The organism is Streptococcus oralis, from assembly GCF_003942585.1.
Classification (GTDB): Bacteria; Bacillota; Bacilli; order Lactobacillales; family Streptococcaceae; genus Streptococcus; species Streptococcus oralis_BE.
This window is the reverse complement of the sequence record NZ_RJNK01000004.1, coordinates 47,410-62,374: the sequence shown is the minus strand read 5'-3', so window position 1 is coordinate 62,374 and position 14,965 is coordinate 47,410. Positions and strand designations below refer to the sequence as shown.

At 42.8% G+C, this 14,965-nt stretch carries 17 protein-coding genes; 14 read left to right on the top strand and 3 right to left on the bottom strand.

Going from position 1 to position 14,965, the window contains the following annotated elements; all coding sequences use genetic code 11:
• The first annotated feature begins 29 nt into the window (after window positions 1-29).
• The 8 genes from D8862_RS06495 (at window position 30) to D8862_RS06460 (ending at window position 5,534) form a co-directional block, all read left to right on the top strand.
• Complete coding sequence (locus tag D8862_RS06495; RefSeq protein ID WP_125449441.1) at window positions 30-695, top strand: lantibiotic ABC transporter permease; 666 nt, start codon at window positions 30-32, stop codon at window positions 693-695.
• Window positions 692-1,141, top strand: coding sequence for a hypothetical protein (locus D8862_RS06490; RefSeq protein WP_125449438.1), 450 nt, complete (start codon window positions 692-694; stop codon window positions 1,139-1,141). The genes D8862_RS06495 and D8862_RS06490 overlap by 4 nt, the downstream gene beginning before the upstream one ends.
• Complete coding sequence (locus D8862_RS06485) at window positions 1,131-1,595, top strand: DUF5085 family protein (protein ID WP_125449436.1); 465 nt, start codon at window positions 1,131-1,133, stop codon at window positions 1,593-1,595. The genes D8862_RS06490 and D8862_RS06485 overlap by 11 nt, the downstream gene beginning before the upstream one ends.
• A 51-nt stretch (window positions 1,596-1,646) precedes the next feature.
• Entirely contained in the window at window positions 1,647-2,309 is a 663-nt protein-coding gene (locus tag D8862_RS06480; RefSeq protein WP_185760848.1) for a hypothetical protein, read from the top strand.
• A 76-nt stretch (window positions 2,310-2,385) separates the two neighbouring features.
• Window positions 2,386-2,928 carry a hypothetical protein gene (locus D8862_RS06475; RefSeq protein WP_125449431.1) on the top strand — a complete coding sequence of 181 codons (543 nt, stop codon included), beginning with the start codon at window positions 2,386-2,388 and terminating at the stop codon, window positions 2,926-2,928.
• Between the two features lie 206 nt (window positions 2,929-3,134).
• On the top strand, window positions 3,135-3,392 hold the full coding sequence (locus D8862_RS06470; protein ID WP_000185163.1) for a metal-sensitive transcriptional regulator: 258 nt from the start codon (window positions 3,135-3,137) through the stop codon (window positions 3,390-3,392).
• Between the two features lie 54 nt (window positions 3,393-3,446).
• Window positions 3,447-4,760 (top strand): DUF6630 family protein, encoded by a 1,314-nt coding sequence (locus tag D8862_RS06465; RefSeq protein ID WP_125449429.1) that lies wholly within the window; start codon window positions 3,447-3,449, stop codon window positions 4,758-4,760.
• 285 nt (window positions 4,761-5,045) lie between these two features.
• On the top strand, window positions 5,046-5,534 hold the full coding sequence (locus D8862_RS06460; RefSeq protein ID WP_125449427.1) for a prolyl-tRNA synthetase associated domain-containing protein: 489 nt from the start codon (window positions 5,046-5,048) through the stop codon (window positions 5,532-5,534).
• Between the two features lie 43 nt (window positions 5,535-5,577).
• Here the strand turns inward: D8862_RS06460 and D8862_RS06455 are convergent, their stop codons facing one another.
• From D8862_RS06455 to D8862_RS06445, 3 genes are read right to left on the bottom strand one after another with little or no spacing between them, the layout of a single operon-like run.
• On the bottom strand, window positions 5,578-5,874 hold the full coding sequence (locus D8862_RS06455; protein ID WP_125449424.1) for a rhodanese-like domain-containing protein: 297 nt from the start codon (window positions 5,872-5,874) through the stop codon (window positions 5,578-5,580).
• A complete protein-coding gene (locus D8862_RS06450; protein WP_125449422.1) occupies window positions 5,864-7,519 on the bottom strand; it encodes an FAD-dependent oxidoreductase in 1,656 nt (551 codons plus the stop codon). The genes D8862_RS06455 and D8862_RS06450 overlap by 11 nt, the downstream gene beginning before the upstream one ends.
• Window positions 7,520-7,539: 20 nt before the next feature.
• A complete protein-coding gene (locus D8862_RS06445; protein WP_125449420.1) occupies window positions 7,540-7,845 on the bottom strand; it encodes a rhodanese-like domain-containing protein in 306 nt (101 codons plus the stop codon).
• Window positions 7,846-8,020: 175 nt separating this feature from the next.
• On the opposite strand from D8862_RS06445, the gene D8862_RS06440 reads away from it, so the two are divergent.
• From D8862_RS06440 to D8862_RS06415, 6 genes are all read left to right on the top strand, one after another.
• Window positions 8,021-8,578, top strand: a complete 558-nt coding sequence (locus D8862_RS06440; protein ID WP_125449418.1) for a sugar O-acetyltransferase — start codon at window positions 8,021-8,023, stop codon at window positions 8,576-8,578.
• A gap of 291 nt (window positions 8,579-8,869) precedes the next feature.
• On the top strand, window positions 8,870-10,117 hold the full coding sequence (locus D8862_RS06435; protein ID WP_125449416.1) for a carbohydrate-binding domain-containing protein: 1,248 nt from the start codon (window positions 8,870-8,872) through the stop codon (window positions 10,115-10,117).
• A 127-nt stretch (window positions 10,118-10,244) separates the two neighbouring features.
• Entirely contained in the window at window positions 10,245-11,009 is a 765-nt protein-coding gene (locus D8862_RS06430; protein ID WP_125449414.1) for a nucleoside phosphorylase, read from the top strand.
• Window positions 11,010-11,042: 33 nt separating this feature from the next.
• Window positions 11,043-12,422: a TrkH family potassium uptake protein gene (locus D8862_RS06425; protein WP_125449412.1), complete on the top strand. Its 1,380-nt coding sequence runs from the start codon at window positions 11,043-11,045 to the stop codon at window positions 12,420-12,422.
• A 13-nt stretch (window positions 12,423-12,435) separates the two neighbouring features.
• A complete protein-coding gene (locus D8862_RS06420; RefSeq protein WP_001283883.1) occupies window positions 12,436-13,101 on the top strand; it encodes a potassium channel family protein in 666 nt (221 codons plus the stop codon).
• Window positions 13,102-13,258: 157 nt separating this feature from the next.
• Entirely contained in the window at window positions 13,259-14,890 is a 1,632-nt protein-coding gene (locus D8862_RS06415) for an SSURE domain-containing protein (protein WP_125449410.1), read from the top strand.
• The last annotated feature ends 75 nt before the right edge of the window (window positions 14,891-14,965 follow it).

Below are 14,965 nucleotides of genomic sequence, written 5' to 3'. Positions count from 1 at the left end.
AGTAGTACAGCTCATGCTAGGAGGATAAGATGAAAGAAAAGTATGTTGAATTTTTGAATATGGCAGTTGTGGATTCTAGTCCTATAAAAAACTCTGACTTTTTAAGGGCTTCTACAATTGAAGTAGTATTTGCTTTATTGATATTTATAGCGTCTATTTTTATAAAAGGTGAGGTGCACGATGTGAGTATCCTTGTTTTTCACATTACTATTTATCATATATTGGTTTTGTTGTTCATGTTCTTGCTATTCCAAAAGTTTACCGAATCAAAATTATTACAATTGGTTCCAGCTAGTTCCGTGCTAATTTCTCATGTTGAATTACTTTTTGGGAGTTCTTTATTTTTAGGGAAGAACTACTGGTCTGTCTTTATGATGTTAATTGGTTTGAGCTTTATTTTTCAGATGCTAACCCTTGTTTACCAGTTGTTAATTGTTCCTAAGGCTAAGACCTTACCATCTGGAGAATTCAGGAAGACAATGTTACATATTCCTTCTGTTATTCTTTGTTTATTAGCAGCAATTTTAGCAATTATAGCCCGTTTATTTATGTTGCCCGTGGAATATATTGCTACTAGTCTTGTAGGATTAGGTATTGCATGCCTTCCGTTATATTGGCTTGAGTATGCACGAGTATTTACCGGTTGGAAAAAGAAAAGCACTAATAACTTTATTTATAGAGGAGAAATAAAATGAAATTAATAAGAATAGATATCAGTAATATTGCTTATACAGAGAAAAAAGTAGCCATGGATTCTTTTCTAGATTTGATTGAAGGTTGTGAAAAATTATTATTTGAAACAGGGGTCTATAAAAATGGTCCGACAACGATAGAAACATGTTTGAGTACTTTTGGAAAGCCAGGAGAAGCCTTGTTTAAGGTTTATATTCCGACAAATATCCCAATTGAAGGGAATGATGAATTTCAATACATTGAACATTTTACAATTGAGCAGTGTGTCTCTGAGGTAACTCCATTTGATGAACATCTCCTTCCAAAAATTGAAGAAATGAAGCAGTATATTCATGATGAGGGATTAGAAATGCTGGAAGATACAGTTTTTCTGTCTATTTTGCCAATATTTGGGCAACACTTTGTTGAAATTAATATCCCAATTAAGGAGATTTCAGATGCTATTTAAAAACGTGGCAGAATACCAAGATATACAATATAGAAACGTTATCTCAAGGTATTATACAGTATCTCCAGAAGAGATGCCAGACACCTATAACGCTTTTTTAGACGAGGTAAGAGAAGCAGGATATACGCTTCAAGGTCCATTCTTTTATACAATCAATTCCAAGTTAGAAGAAAATCAAGATGTGTTGATGGAACTGTTTATCCCAGTAGAAGAAGAGTGTATTGAGAATGCTTTGCCGAAAGACTTTTTGTATCATAGTCTGTTTCAAGTTTTAAATACTGTTTCAACTAGAATTTTAGAACCAGATGATGAGTCAGTGAAAGAGGGTATAAGCTTCTTAGCTGGTTATATCTATTATCAGGGACATTGTGAGTTGACCCCTCCCTTCTTTTTCACTACAATCTCTGATGGGAAAGTCTATACAGATATTAAGGTAGGAGTATTGAAGGTGTAAGTCGAATTTTTAATAAAGCTCACAAAAGAATAAAGAAAAGAGGGAATGATAATGTCACAAGAGAGATATTTGCAGATCAAAAAAGAGCATCAAGTTCGTAAGTTTGTGGGGTTTTTCCTCTTCATTCTTCTCGCTATACTCGATGTTCTACTGGTATCAAGTCATTCCAATTATGTCCCGCTTGTAACGGTGGCTATGGTAACGATTGTGCCTTTTAATCATTTCCTACTTGGTCCTCTTAGGAGACAGAAAAAAGCCATAGAAAAAGAGCATCCAGAATGGAAAATACTCAGTACAAAGGGGGTAAAGGTTCCCTCGGCTGAAGCCAATAAAAGAACCTTTGCTGGTATTGGGATCTTGATGGCCTTGCTGTTGTCTTTTGGGCTATTCTATAAACCCGTGAAACAGTCGAACGATCTAGTAGATAAGCCTCCTAAGGTTGATTCTAAAGAGCCTGAAACGTCCAAGCCTTCTGAGTCTGAGTCGTCCAGTTCCTCTAAGACCAAAGAATCTAGTTCCTCAGAGTCTAAATCCTCGTCTTCGACTGAACAAAGTTCTAAAACCGAAAGTTCAGGAACAAAACCCTCAAAAAGCGAGTCTAATAATCCATATTACCAGATTCCAGGACTTACTGACGAACAGGTGAGAGATATCATATCGAAATCTGTGAAAGATTTGAGAGAAAAACAGTCAAAAGAAAAATCCGAAGAGTAGACTCAAGGGCTTCGATGTCCTTTCTGGATGAGCTAGTTTTGGGATTTTACTGTATAGAATAACAGGAGGAGTTCATATGAATAAAGAAGTGATTGGTTTGATAGTTGGGACAATCGTCACCTTCCTATCTTTTGTGTTTGTATGCGGGACCTTTCTCTACCTTTATCTTCGAGATCAGAAGTTGGTCCGCCTTGCTCAGTCATTCGTACAGGGAACAGTTATCGGCTATAGCCGTTTTCGTGAGGGGTATCCACCTATCGTCGAATACACGGTGGATGGTATTACTTATAAGAAAACCTTGCAGTATTTTATGTTCAAAACGGTCACAATTTCGTGGGGGACTACTAAATTTTTAAAGGACTATACAAGAGAAGATATGCTAGCGCCTTCAATCACTCGCTACAGCAACTCCTTTGTTTCCTTCAAACGATTGATGCAGACCCATTTCCCCCTTCATTCGGAACTGACAGTCTGGTATGATCAAGACAAGTCGACCAGGGCCTATGTCGAACGTTACAGCGGGATGGACAAGTTTTACAAGTGGTTCGGTATCGGATTTGAGCTGGCTCTAGTCCTAGTCTATGGGATAGTGATCCTAGCCTTTTTGTCCAAGATATAAGGCATAAAAGTTAGTTGGTTAATAGGAAACGTGACTTCCCATCGAGCTTCAAGGAGGACAGACTTTCTTTTCCATTTCCATACTTATCAATCTTTTCTATCTGATACAGAGGAAAGGTTGCCTCCTAAAAATACAGATAGGAAATGAATTTTGACAAAGGAGTCCATTAGAGATATAATGAAGAAAAAGTGACCAAGGATAAATCAATGACAAACTCAAAGTATATTACACGGCTTAAACGCTCAGAAGGCCAGTTACGTGGTATCCAAAAAATGATAGAAGAAGAGCGTGATTGTGCAGATATCATTACTCAGTTGACAGCGGTTCGTTCGAGTGTGGAGCGTGTGATTGAGATGATCATTACCGAGAATCTCACAGCCTGCATCAACCAACCCCTAGACGACCCTGAAGCTCAAAAAGAACGCTTAGAAAAGGCTGTTCAATACCTTATCAAACGGAAATAGTCGTTTTCTACGTGTTAGAACAAGGATAAGAAAGTAGATCACAGGAGATGAAAGATGACAAAAGAAGAACGAACTCAAAAGTGGTTTGTTAAGATTCCCCAAGCAGAAAAAATTCCCTTGGCAAGTAAGATTGACATGTGCAAGAGAGTGTCCCAGAAAATGCTGGTGGTTTTTCTACTACTCTTGGCTGGAGAAGGAGCTCTGCTCTATTTGACCAATCAGGGTGGACTCATAGATTCTTTAGCTGAGGTCTTAAATCAAGCTTCCCAAGGGGCTCCAACGGTTAATCACTATAAAGGTCTGGCCTTGCTAGGGATTTTGTTTTGTCTACCAGGCCTAGTCTTACCTCTAGCCCTTATTCATCTACTAAAGGAGAAATGGTTGCAGGCGGAAGTCGATAAGGTGTTAGCGGATGGGACTTCTAGCATCTTTGCGCCAGACTATCTAGTAGAAGATGCCGGGGATGATTGGCATATGATGTCAGAAAAACTCTTTTCGGATTGGGCCTTGGATAATGGTGAGCAAGAGTTAAGAAACTTTAGTCTTGAGGATGTGAAGAGCCAACTGTTAGGTGTTAGTATGGGTTCCAAGGATTTTGTCTTTTTAATCCCCGACCAGCTTATCAAACTTGAGCAAGGTCACTTGGTGTCTGATTTTGTCCAGGTTTGTTATGAAGAAGATACAAAAGGTTTTTGTCTGGATGTGAGTATCGCTGACCCAGCCAGTCTCAATGAAAATGTCATCTATGGGACAACAGACATGCGCCTAGAAAAAGTTCTTGCCATGCTTCAAGAGCTTCTAGAGCAGAGAAGGGTGCCAGATTATACAAGTTGGGATATTGTTGTTGATATGCGCGAGGATCAAACAAGTGAGATGGAGACCTATCTAGAAATTGCTGGAATCTTAACAGATGATAGAGAAGTATTAGCGCGATTAAAGGCCTGTTTTGAAAATCCACAAAGGTATTTCCAAGAAAATGAAGACCGCTACGATGAGCGTTGTATCGACTTAGAAGATGGCCAAGAGACGATCAGATGGATTGGCTTGGTTGATGAGTTGCTAGAAAGCAAGGACTTGGTTGAGTTAGATTGGCAGTCAGATATGGAAGAATTTTTCTATCAGCTAGAGCCCTTGGCCCAGAAACAGGGTCTACATTTAAACCAAGCTTGGCTAGAAGAAGATGGAGACATTCCCCTCTGGGCTAGAACTCTGGATCAAAAGTGGCAGTCTCAAGGCTTCTGCTTGGCTGCAATGGACATTGACAGCGATAGCTATGTCCTCTTTATATGCCAGAGGGCTATCTTGGGAGAATTAGTTGTTTTGAGTAAAAAGATTAATCAGCGTTTTGACTATGCAAAAAATATGTAATTGCTAGAACGTTTACAAGGAGGATGCACGCCTCATTTCCCTAGCTGAAGCATTTAAACTAGACGCATCTATCGGACAAGTCGCGGATATACCTTGTGGCTATGCGGTGGAAAGAAAAGATATGCTTGCTGGCTGAAAATCATGCCTATCTTAACAGTTGGGGTTCCGTCTAAGATAACTTGTATGAAAATGAAAGAAACCTAGAGATGCTTGGATGGAGTTTGGAAGAAAACCCATTTTTTGGTATAATTAAAGGTAACGAGACAAGTTAAAGGAGGCAAGCGAATGGAAGCATACGAAAAAGTAGTAGAGATGCTAAATGAGCTAGATATTCCCTTTGAAATCGTGGAGCACGAGCCAGCCTTGACGACAGAGCAAGCCGATAGCTTTATCGAAGGGATCGAAGGTGTCCGTACCAAAACCATGTTTCTCACCAACAAAAAGAAAACAGCCTATTATCTCGTGATTATGGATGATAAGAAACGTTTGGATATGGACCTCTTGAAAGACTTGGTAGGAGCCAATAGAATCCGTATGGCTTCCTCTGAGAGCTTGTTTGAAAAAATGATGTTACCAGCAGGTGCAGTATCTCCATTTGGCTTGCTGAACAATACTGACAAGAACATTCAGGTTTATTTCGACAAAGAAATCATGTCTGAAAAACGGATGAGTTTTCACCCCAATACCAATGAAAAAACTCTCTTTTTGAATACGAAAGATATACTCAAATTCCTAGAAGCTATTGGCTATGAGGTTCATATCATCGAGTTATAAAGATTAAAGAAACCGACTAAGTTCATCTTAATCGGTTTTTTGATTATTCTACTTGACCGGGCCAAGCATTCATACCACCTTCTACATTGGTAACGGTAAGACCTTGGGCGCTGAGGAATTGGCAGGCAGAGGCAGAACGCACTCCACCTTGACAAATGACATGGTATTCATGGTCAGGTTTGAGTTCTTTGTAGCCTTGCTCCAAGGTACTTAACGGAAGATTTTTTGCATCTGGCGCATGTCCTGCTTGAAACTCATGTACTTCACGTACATCGATAAGATCTAGTTTTTCATTTTGATATTTTTCATAAAAGTCAGCCATGCTGATATTAGTTACCATATTCTACTCCTTCTGGGTTAGCCATTTTGTATAGTGAATAAGCGCCGTCAAGGTTTTGAACGGTAAATCCTGCTTGTTTGAGGATACGCTCTGCGATATAGCTGCGCAAACCACTGTGGCAGCTAACGATGTAGGCTTGGTTCTTGTCCAGTTCATCCAAGCGTTCACGAAGTTCGTTTAGGGGAATGTGGATGGTGTCGACTCTGAGTCGACCACTCTGAAATTCGCCACTTGTCCGCACGTCTAGGAATTTCTTTCCTTTAGCTAGTTCGTCTTCGAGCTGGTACCATTGAACATTATCGCTGAGACCTTCGATAAGGTTCAAGGCTGCGTAGCCCAGCATATTGACGGGATCCTTAGCGGAGCCAAATGGTGGCGCATAGGTGAACTCTAACTCTGGTAAGTCAAATACGGTGAGATTTCCCTTGATAGCAGTTGCCAGGATATCGATTCTCTTGTCAACGCCTTTCTTCCCGACTCCTTGGGCACCGTAGATTTTTCCAGTGGTTGGGTCAAAGAGGAGCTTCAAGGTCATATCAGTAGCACCTGGATAATAACCAGCATGGTCTTTCCCACTGACATGAAGGGCCTTGTAAGGAAGTTGATTCATGCCAAGACTACGTTCGCTGAGACCAGTCGAAGCAGCTGTCATATCAAAGGCACGAACGATAGCAGTGCCGATACTGCCCTTGTTGGTACGACCGAGTCCTGCAATGACGTCCGCCACTTGGCGTCCTTGACGATTAGCAGGAGAAGCTAGAGAGATGAGGGCGTCTTGGCCAGTAATCTCTTGCTTGACGACGATGGCATCCCCAACTGCAAAAATATCTTTTTGACTGGTTTCGTAGTATTCGTCGACCAAGATACCGCCACGTAGTCCCAGTTCAATCCCAGCTGCCTGAGCCAGTTCGTTTTCAGGTTCAACACCGACAGAAAGGATGGTGAGGTCAGAAGCAATCTTTTGACCGTTTTCGAGAACGATGGTTTTTCCTTGATCTTCAAATCGAGTCGCAGACTGAGAAGTGATAACGCGAACGCCGTTTTTGACCAATTCTGCTTGGACAAAGGCCGCCATTTCCTGATCTAATGGTGGCAAGACATGGGGTGCTTTCTCCACGATGGTGACTTGCAATCCACGTTTTGCCAGATTTTCAGCCATTTCAAGCCCGATAAAGCCTGCACCGATAACGACAGCTTCTTTTGGATGATTGTCCAAGGCTGCCATAATCTCATCGAGATCGGGAACATTGCGAAGCGTGTAGGCATTCTTAGCCTCTGCTAGCCCTTCAATGGTAGGAACAAATGGTTTAGCTCCTGGAGAGAGAATCAGCTTGTCGTAGCTTTCTGTGAATTCCTGTCCATCGTGTTGCACTGTCACAGTGTGTTCTGCTGGAGAAATCTGGATGACTTCATGAAATGGTCGTACTTCAAGATTAAAGCGTGCCTTGAGACTTTCAGGAGTTTGGACCAATAAACTATCACGGTTTGCAATCTCTCCTGAAACATAGTAAGGAAGTCCGCAGTTTGCAAAGGAAACAAAGGGACCTTTTTCAAAAATAGTGATTTCAGCATCTTCCATGAGACGTCTGAGGCGGGTTGCTGCTGACATACCACCTGCAACTCCTCCAACAATGATAACTTTCATTGACTTTCTCCTTTATGCTTCTAGATGACCTTACCTGTCCAAGCGCTCATACCGCCTCGAACATTGACGACATCGTAACCTTTTTTCTTTAGCTTCTTCGCAGCTAGTTTGCTTCGTACACCAGAATGACAAATGACATAAAGTGTTTCTTTTGTTGCAGGTGTGTAAGAACCGATTTCCGTTAAAGGAATATTTTTTGCATTTTTGATATGACCTCTACGGAATTCCATAGGCGTCCGAACATCTAGTAGCTGAATTGGTTCTCTGAGTTTAGCTTCTAACTCGCTGGTAGAAATACTGTCAATTTTTGTAAATAAGTGAAACATAGGCACCTCCAAATATACCCTTATGGGGTATATTAAATCATGAAGTCAAGCTTTTGTCAAGCAAGTTGTTTTGACTTGGGAGGGGATTCGTTTCGAGAGTTTAGAAAGCAGGCTATTCTTGACCTTTCACAGTCTTTTTGATATGATGGGTCCAAAGTAAGTATGAGGTGATGAGATGACCAGCGAATACCAGAAAATGATAGCAGGGGAGCCTTACCGTCCGTCGGATCCAGAATTACGGGCCTTGGCTCAGACAGCACGTCAGAAGCAGGCTGATTTCAATCAGGAGCTAGATCCCTTAAAAGGTGCGGAGATTATCAAGACTTGGTTTGGTTCAACTGGGCAAAATCTCTATGTCAATCCACGCCTGGTGGTCGATTATGGGGTCAACATCCATCTAGGGGAAAATTTTTATTCTAATTGGAACTTGACCATGCTGGATGTTTGTCCGATTCGCATCGGGAACAACGCCATGCTTGGCCCCAACTGTCAGTTTTTAACCCCACTCCACCCACTGGATCCGCATGAACGCAATTCAGGGGTCGAATACGGCAAGCCCATCACCATCGGAGATAATTTCTGGGCTGGAGGTGGCGTCATTGTCCTTCCTGGAGTGACACTGGGAAATAATGTCGTTGCAGGAGCAGGGGCCGTGATTACCAAGTCCTTTGGAGACAATGTCGTCCTAGCTGGCAATCCTGCGCGTGTGATTAAGGAAATACCTGTGAAATAGAAGTGAAAAGGAACAGCTAGGGCTGTTCTTTTTATGAGTTTTAGTCTTATAAATTTTTCTTCTTTTTGGCTTTCTTGGTCAAGGAGACATCGCACTGGGGGTGTTGGTTTAAAAAATCTATTAAAGGTATTTTAGCGTTCAAAAATTGTTTCTAGCAGTCCTTTCTAAAAAATTACTAGGCGAAATCTAATCCAAACTAAATTTAAGGAAACTTTCAGAAAAGTTTTAGTTTTGTTTCAGGAATCTTCTGTAGACTGTCTAGCTATATCATACGAAGGAGAGGAAAAAGGTATGAAATCAAAAAAATGGACCCTACTCGCAACGAGTTTAACGGCAATGGTGCTGATGGCATCATGTGCCCAGTTAACAACTACATCCAATACCAATGCAACGACAAATAGTGCCACAACAACTTCAACAAAGACAAACCAATCATCCTATTTTACAGAGAAGGACAATGATACTTCTTATGATGAAAGCACAGCTTCTAAGATTGAGCTATCTGGCTCATCAGCAAACGTCTCTGGAGATGGGGTGACAGTCTCTGAATCAACAGTGACCATCACAAAATCTGGAACCTATGTAATTTCAGGTCAGTCTGACGGAGTGCAGATCAAGGTCGAGGCAGATAAGTCTGCAGATGTTCATCTAGTCCTAAAAGGTGCGACCATGACCAATACCAATGCAGCGATATCTGCGACATCAGCTGGCCATGTCTACTTGACTCTAGCAGAGGGAACCACCAACAGTCTCTCTGACTCAAGCTCTAACAGCGACGAAAAAGCAGACGCAGCTCTCTTTTCTAAGGTGGATTTGACCATCAACGGGAAAGGAACTCTCAATGTAGATGGCAAGAAGAACAACGGTATCAAGGCTAATGACACTCTCCACATCACGGGCGGAACCTATAACATCACAGCAGTTGGCGATGCCTTTAATGTTAATGATGAACTCAACATCACTGGTACGACCATGACTATCGACGCCAAAGAAGATGGGGTCAAGGTGGACAATGACGAGGATACTTCAGTCGGAACCATGTACCTATCCAACAACAACATCACCGTCACAGCAGGAGATGATGGCATCCACGCATCAGGTGATTTGGTTATCGATAGTGGTACCTACACCGTCAAGAATTCGACAGAAGGACTTGAAGGTAAGTCAATCACTATCAACGGTGGGGACATTAGCATCTATTCGACAGATGATGGAGTCAACGCAGCTAATAAAAATGCCCAACAGAGTGAAATCTTCTTTACCATGAACGGTGGGAACCTGACAGTAGAAGTCGGCCAAGGAGATACAGATCCAATCGACTCGAACGGTAATATCACAGTTACAGGCGGAACCATTAAAATGACTGGTCAAACAGGTTTTGATTTTGATGGAACTGCGACCTACACAGGTGGAGATATCTATCTCAACGGCGAAAAACAAACGGAAATTGTCAACTCTATGCCTGGAGGCGGTGGACCAAATGGAGGCCCTCAAGGAAATGGTGGTCCCGGTGGTGGTGCACCTGGTGGACACCCATAAAATAAAACTCTCCTTTCTCGAAAGAGAAGGGAGAGTTTTTGTGTTGTTACTAGAGGAAATGTAAAGATAACTCCTTGACACTCCGTCAGCTTTTGATACAATAGTACAAAATTAGAGGAGGTGGGCTATGATTCAGAAACATGCGATTCCCATTTTAGAGTTTGATGACAATCCTCAGGCGGTCCTTATGCCAAATCACGAGGGATTGGACTTAAAGTTGCCAAAGAAGTGTATTTATGCGTTTTTGGAGGAGGAGATTGACCGCTATGCCCAGGAAGTAGGGGCGGACTGTATTGGTGAGTTCGTTTCGGCTACCAAGACTTATCCAGTCTATGTCATCAACTACAAGGGCGAGGAGATCTGTCTGGCCCAGGCACCCGTGGGCTCTGCCCCAGCGGCCCAGTTTATGGATTGGTTGGTTGGCTATGGTGTGGAGAAAATCATTTCCACTGGAACCTGTGGCGTCCTAGCCGATATAGAGGAAAATGCCTTTCTCGTCCCTGTTCGGGCTCTGCGAGATGAGGGGACCAGCTACCACTATGTAGCACCTTCTCGTTATATGGAGATGCAGATTGAGGCTGTCTCTGCCATTGAGCAAGTTTTGGAGCAAAGAGGCATTCCTTACGAGGAAGTCATGACCTGGACGACAGATGGTTTTTACCGAGAGACAGCTGAAAAGGTTGCCTATCGCAAGGAAGAGGGCTGTGCTGTTGTGGAGATGGAGTGCTCGGCTCTTGCGGCAGTAGCTCAGCTACGTGGAGTTGTCTGGGGGGAATTGCTCTTTACTGCAGATTCCTTGGCAGATCTGGACAACTACGACAGTCGTGACTGGGGCTCAGAAGCTTTTGATAAGGCACTCGAACTCTGTCTTGCCATTGTGCACCACATGTGAGTGTTCTGACTGTTTTTATGGTAGAATGTAGCTATGTTATTCAAATCTTTTTTGGAAAAAATCAAGACGACGCTGTCTCGGTTATCACCAGCCCGTCGCATCTTTTTAAGTTTTGCCCTAGTAATCTTCTTGGGCTCTCTTCTTTTAAGTCTCCCCTTTGTGCAGGCAGCTACGTCACAAGCGACCTACTTTGATCATCTCTTTACAACGGTGTCCATGGTCTGTGTGACAGGGCTTTTCACCCAGCCGGTAGCCTCTACTTACAATATCTGGGGTCAGTTGTTCTGTATGATTTTGATCCAGATCGGTGGTTTGGGGCTTATGACCTTTATCGGAATCTTTTATATCCAAGGCAAGCAAAAGCTCAGTCTTCGTGGCCGTGAGACCATTCAAGAAAGTTTTGCTTATGGAGAAACCCAGTCTCTAAAGGACTTCATCCGCTCAATCTTTCTGACGACTTTCCTGGTGGAAGGGATTGGTGCCGTTCTCTTAAGTTTTCGCTTTATTCCGGAATTTGGCTGGGGGCGAGGGATATTAACCTCTATCTTTTTGGCTGTTTCAGCTTTCTGTAATGCTGGATTTGATAATTTTGGAAGTACGAGTTTGGTAGCCTTTCAAACGGATCCCTTGATCAATCTAGTGATTGCAGGCTTGATTATCACAGGTGGTCTAGGATTTATGGTCTGGTTTGACCTAGCGACCCAGATTGGGAAAAAGAAAAAACGCCGTCTGCGCTTCCATACCAAGCTGGTTCTCTTTTTAACTGCGGGAATTCTGATCTTTGGAACAGTATCGACTCTCTTAATTGAGTGGAACAATTCTGGGACGATTGGAAATCTTAGTTTCCCAGAAAAACTGCTGGTTAGCTTTTTCCAGACCGTCAGCATGAGAACGGCAGGATTTGCTTCAATTGACTACACACAGGCTCGACCGGTGACCTTGTTCATCTATATCCTACAGATGTTTCTGGGAGGGGCACCTGGAGGGACAGCAGGAGGGCTCAAGATTACGATCTTCTTTGTCTTGTTGGTCTTTGCCCGCAGCGAACTATTGGGCTTGCCTCATGCCAATGTGGCTCGGAGGACCATTGAACCCCGAACCGTGCAAAAATCTTTCAGTGTCTTTATTATCTTCTTGCTAACTTTCTTGCTGGGCTTGATCCTGCTAGGAATAACAGCAGAGGGAAATCCGCGCTTTATCTACCTCATGTTTGAGACCATTTCAGCCCTTGCGACAGTTGGAGTGACGGCAAATTTAACGCCGGAGTTAGGTAAGTTAGCCCTTAGCATCGTTATGTTGTTGATGTTTATCGGCCGTATTGGTCCCTTGACACTACTGGTCAGTGTAGCGGAATACCAGCCAGACAAGAAAGATACGATTCACTATATGAAAGCAGATATCACTATCGGATAAGAAAGGAAGAACGATGTCAGATCGGACAATTGGAATTTTAGGCTTGGGAATTTTTGGGAGCAGTGTTTTGGCTGCCCTAGCCAAGCATGACATGAATATCATTGCTATTGATGACCACGAGGAGCGCATTAATCAATTTGAACCTGTGCTGGCGCGAGGGGTAGTTGGAGATATCACGGATGAAGAACTCCTTCTATCAGCGGGGATTGACACCTGTGATACCGTAGTTGTCGCAACGGGGGAAAATCTAGAGTCCAGTGTTCTTGCGGTTATGCACTGCAAGAGTCTAGGAGTGCCGACCGTCATTGCCAAGGTTAAAAGCCATACAGCTAAAAAGGTGTTGGAAAAAATTGGCGCAGACGCAGTCATTTCACCAGAGTTTGAAATGGGGCGCTCTTTGGCGCAGACCATCCTCTTTCATAACAGCGTAGACGTCTTTCAGTTGGACAAGAATGTATCGATTGTCGAGATGAAAATCCCCCAATCATGGGTAGGTAAAAGCCTCAGTCAGTTGGATTTACGTGGGCGATACAACCTCAATGTACTTGGTTTTCGTGCCTACGAAAATGCTCCTCTGGATGTCCAATTCGGACCCAATGACCTCTTGCAGGCAGATACCTATATCATGGCAGTCATTAATAACCAACATTTGGATACGCTAGCAGAGCTGAGTGAGTAGGAAAGGAAGGACTACTCTCTTTTTCAATGATTAATGAGTCAATATAAGTATTTTATAAGAGGGATTTAAGAAAAATTTTAACTTTTTCTTAATCCTTTTTAATTTTAGGAGATTATACTAGAGTCATCAAAAAAAAGAAAACTCTAAGGAGAATCCTATGAAATTCAATCCAAATCAAAGATATACTCGTTGGTCTATTCGCCGTCTCAGTGTCGGTGTTGCTTCAGTTGTTGTGGCCAGTGGCTTCTTTGTCCTAGTCGGTCAACCAAGTTCTGCACGTGCTGATGTCGTCAATCCGACCCCTGCTCAAGTCGTGCCAGACGCTGCTTCGGTAAGTGAAAAGAGCGACTTACCAGCAGAGGTTCTCAAAAAAGCAGTTGATGTAGCTCTTCCTTCAGAACAGTCTGTTCCAACACCTAAAGCAAGTGTGGATACCACAAGCTCTTCCGAAAAAGCGGACGCAACTGCTAAAGAGCCAGTAGTGGCACCAAAAGAAGAAATGCAAGCAAAGCCAGATTCTAAGAAACAAACAGAAGATGCAGTTAAACCTATGGAAAGTCCTGCGTCTACAGTTTCTGGACAAGACCGTGAAGCGCAACCAGCGACCACTCCAGCTGAAGTGCAAAAAAGTGTAGCTGATAACACCAAAGATACAGTAGATGTCCCAGCTACTTACTTGGACAAAGCCAACTTCCCAGGTCCATTCACAGCCGGTGTCAACCAAGTTATTCCATACGAGTTCTTTGCCGGTGACGGTATGTTAACACGCCTTATCTTGAAAGCCTCAGACAAGGCTCCATGGTCAGACAACGGTTCAGCTAAAAATCCAGCTCTCCCACCAGTAGAGAAATTGGGCAAAGGCCTTTACTTCTACGAAGTAGACTTGGCAGGCACCCAAGGAAAATCAGATAAAGAGCTGCTTGACCTCTTGAAACAAAATGGAACTCAAAGTTATAAGGCAACCATCAAGGTGTACGGTGCAAAAGACGGCAAGCCTGACTTAACTAATCTGGTAGCGACTAAAGATTTGACTGTTAATTTGAATGGTTTGATCACCCCAGCTGAAGTGCAAAAAAGTGTAGCTGATAACACCAAAGATACAGTAGATGTCCCAGCTACTTACTTGGACAAAGCCAACTTCCCAGGTCCATTCACAGCCGGTGTCAACCAAGTTATTCCATACGAAGCTTTTGGTGGAGATGGTATGTTGACTCGCCTCTTGTTAAAAGCTTCAGACAAAGCCCCATGGTCAGACAACGGAACAGCTAAAAATCCTGCTCTATTGCCACTTGAAGGCTTGGTTAAAGGCCAATATTTCTACGAAGTGGATTTGAATGGCAATACGGTTGGCAAAGATGGTCAGGCCTTGCTGGAGCAACTTCGAGCTAACGGAACACATACATACCTAGCTACTGTTAAAGTTTATGGCGCTAAAGACGGCAAACCTGATTTGACCAATCTGATTGCTACTCGTCAAGTAACGATTCAGCTTCATGGAAAAGAAATGGCGACAATACCATCTCAACAAGGTCAGATGAATACGAAGCCTTCTGAAACAGGCTCTACAGGTACGACTGAGGGTATGATGGGTACAAATCACCATATGTCAGATATGAAGGTCGATCAACCAGCTTCTAGCCCAATGGCTAATATGATGAAAAAAGATGATAAAGCGATGCTACCAAATACTGGGGAAGCTAAAACAGCTACAGCTGGCCTTGGTATCTTTGGTCTAGCCTTGGCAGGTCTTGTTGGACTTTTGGGTTTGACAACCAAACGGGAAGATTAAGATTCAAATCACTTAAACATTAGGGAAAATAGTGTTATACTAAAGCAAGTATAACACTGTTTTTATCGAAGGAGT

Bases quoted from the DNA above. Each gene is read 5' to 3' on its own strand.
- D8862_RS06495 (WP_125449441.1), top strand. From the start codon at position 30: ATGAAAGAAAAGTATGTTGAATTTTTGAATATGGCAGTTGTGGATTCT.
- D8862_RS06490 (WP_125449438.1), top strand. From the start codon at position 692: ATGAAATTAATAAGAATAGATATCAGTAATATTGCTTATACAGAGAAA.
- D8862_RS06485 (WP_125449436.1), top strand. From the start codon at position 1,131: ATGCTATTTAAAAACGTGGCAGAATACCAAGATATACAATATAGAAAC.
- D8862_RS06480 (WP_185760848.1), top strand. From the start codon at position 1,647: ATGTCACAAGAGAGATATTTGCAGATCAAAAAAGAGCATCAAGTTCGT.
- D8862_RS06475 (WP_125449431.1), top strand. From the start codon at position 2,386: ATGAATAAAGAAGTGATTGGTTTGATAGTTGGGACAATCGTCACCTTC.
- D8862_RS06470 (WP_000185163.1), top strand. From the start codon at position 3,135: ATGACAAACTCAAAGTATATTACACGGCTTAAACGCTCAGAAGGCCAG.
- D8862_RS06465 (WP_125449429.1), top strand. From the start codon at position 3,447: ATGACAAAAGAAGAACGAACTCAAAAGTGGTTTGTTAAGATTCCCCAA.
- D8862_RS06460 (WP_125449427.1), top strand. From the start codon at position 5,046: ATGGAAGCATACGAAAAAGTAGTAGAGATGCTAAATGAGCTAGATATT.
- D8862_RS06455 (WP_125449424.1), bottom strand. From the start codon at position 5,874: ATGGTAACTAATATCAGCATGGCTGACTTTTATGAAAAATATCAAAAT.
- D8862_RS06450 (WP_125449422.1), bottom strand. From the start codon at position 7,519: ATGAAAGTTATCATTGTTGGAGGAGTTGCAGGTGGTATGTCAGCAGCA.
- D8862_RS06445 (WP_125449420.1), bottom strand. From the start codon at position 7,845: ATGTTTCACTTATTTACAAAAATTGACAGTATTTCTACCAGCGAGTTA.
- D8862_RS06440 (WP_125449418.1), top strand. From the start codon at position 8,021: ATGACCAGCGAATACCAGAAAATGATAGCAGGGGAGCCTTACCGTCCG.
- D8862_RS06435 (WP_125449416.1), top strand. From the start codon at position 8,870: ATGAAATCAAAAAAATGGACCCTACTCGCAACGAGTTTAACGGCAATG.
- D8862_RS06430 (WP_125449414.1), top strand. From the start codon at position 10,245: ATGATTCAGAAACATGCGATTCCCATTTTAGAGTTTGATGACAATCCT.
- D8862_RS06425 (WP_125449412.1), top strand. From the start codon at position 11,043: ATGTTATTCAAATCTTTTTTGGAAAAAATCAAGACGACGCTGTCTCGG.
- D8862_RS06420 (WP_001283883.1), top strand. From the start codon at position 12,436: ATGTCAGATCGGACAATTGGAATTTTAGGCTTGGGAATTTTTGGGAGC.
- D8862_RS06415 (WP_125449410.1), top strand. From the start codon at position 13,259: ATGAAATTCAATCCAAATCAAAGATATACTCGTTGGTCTATTCGCCGT.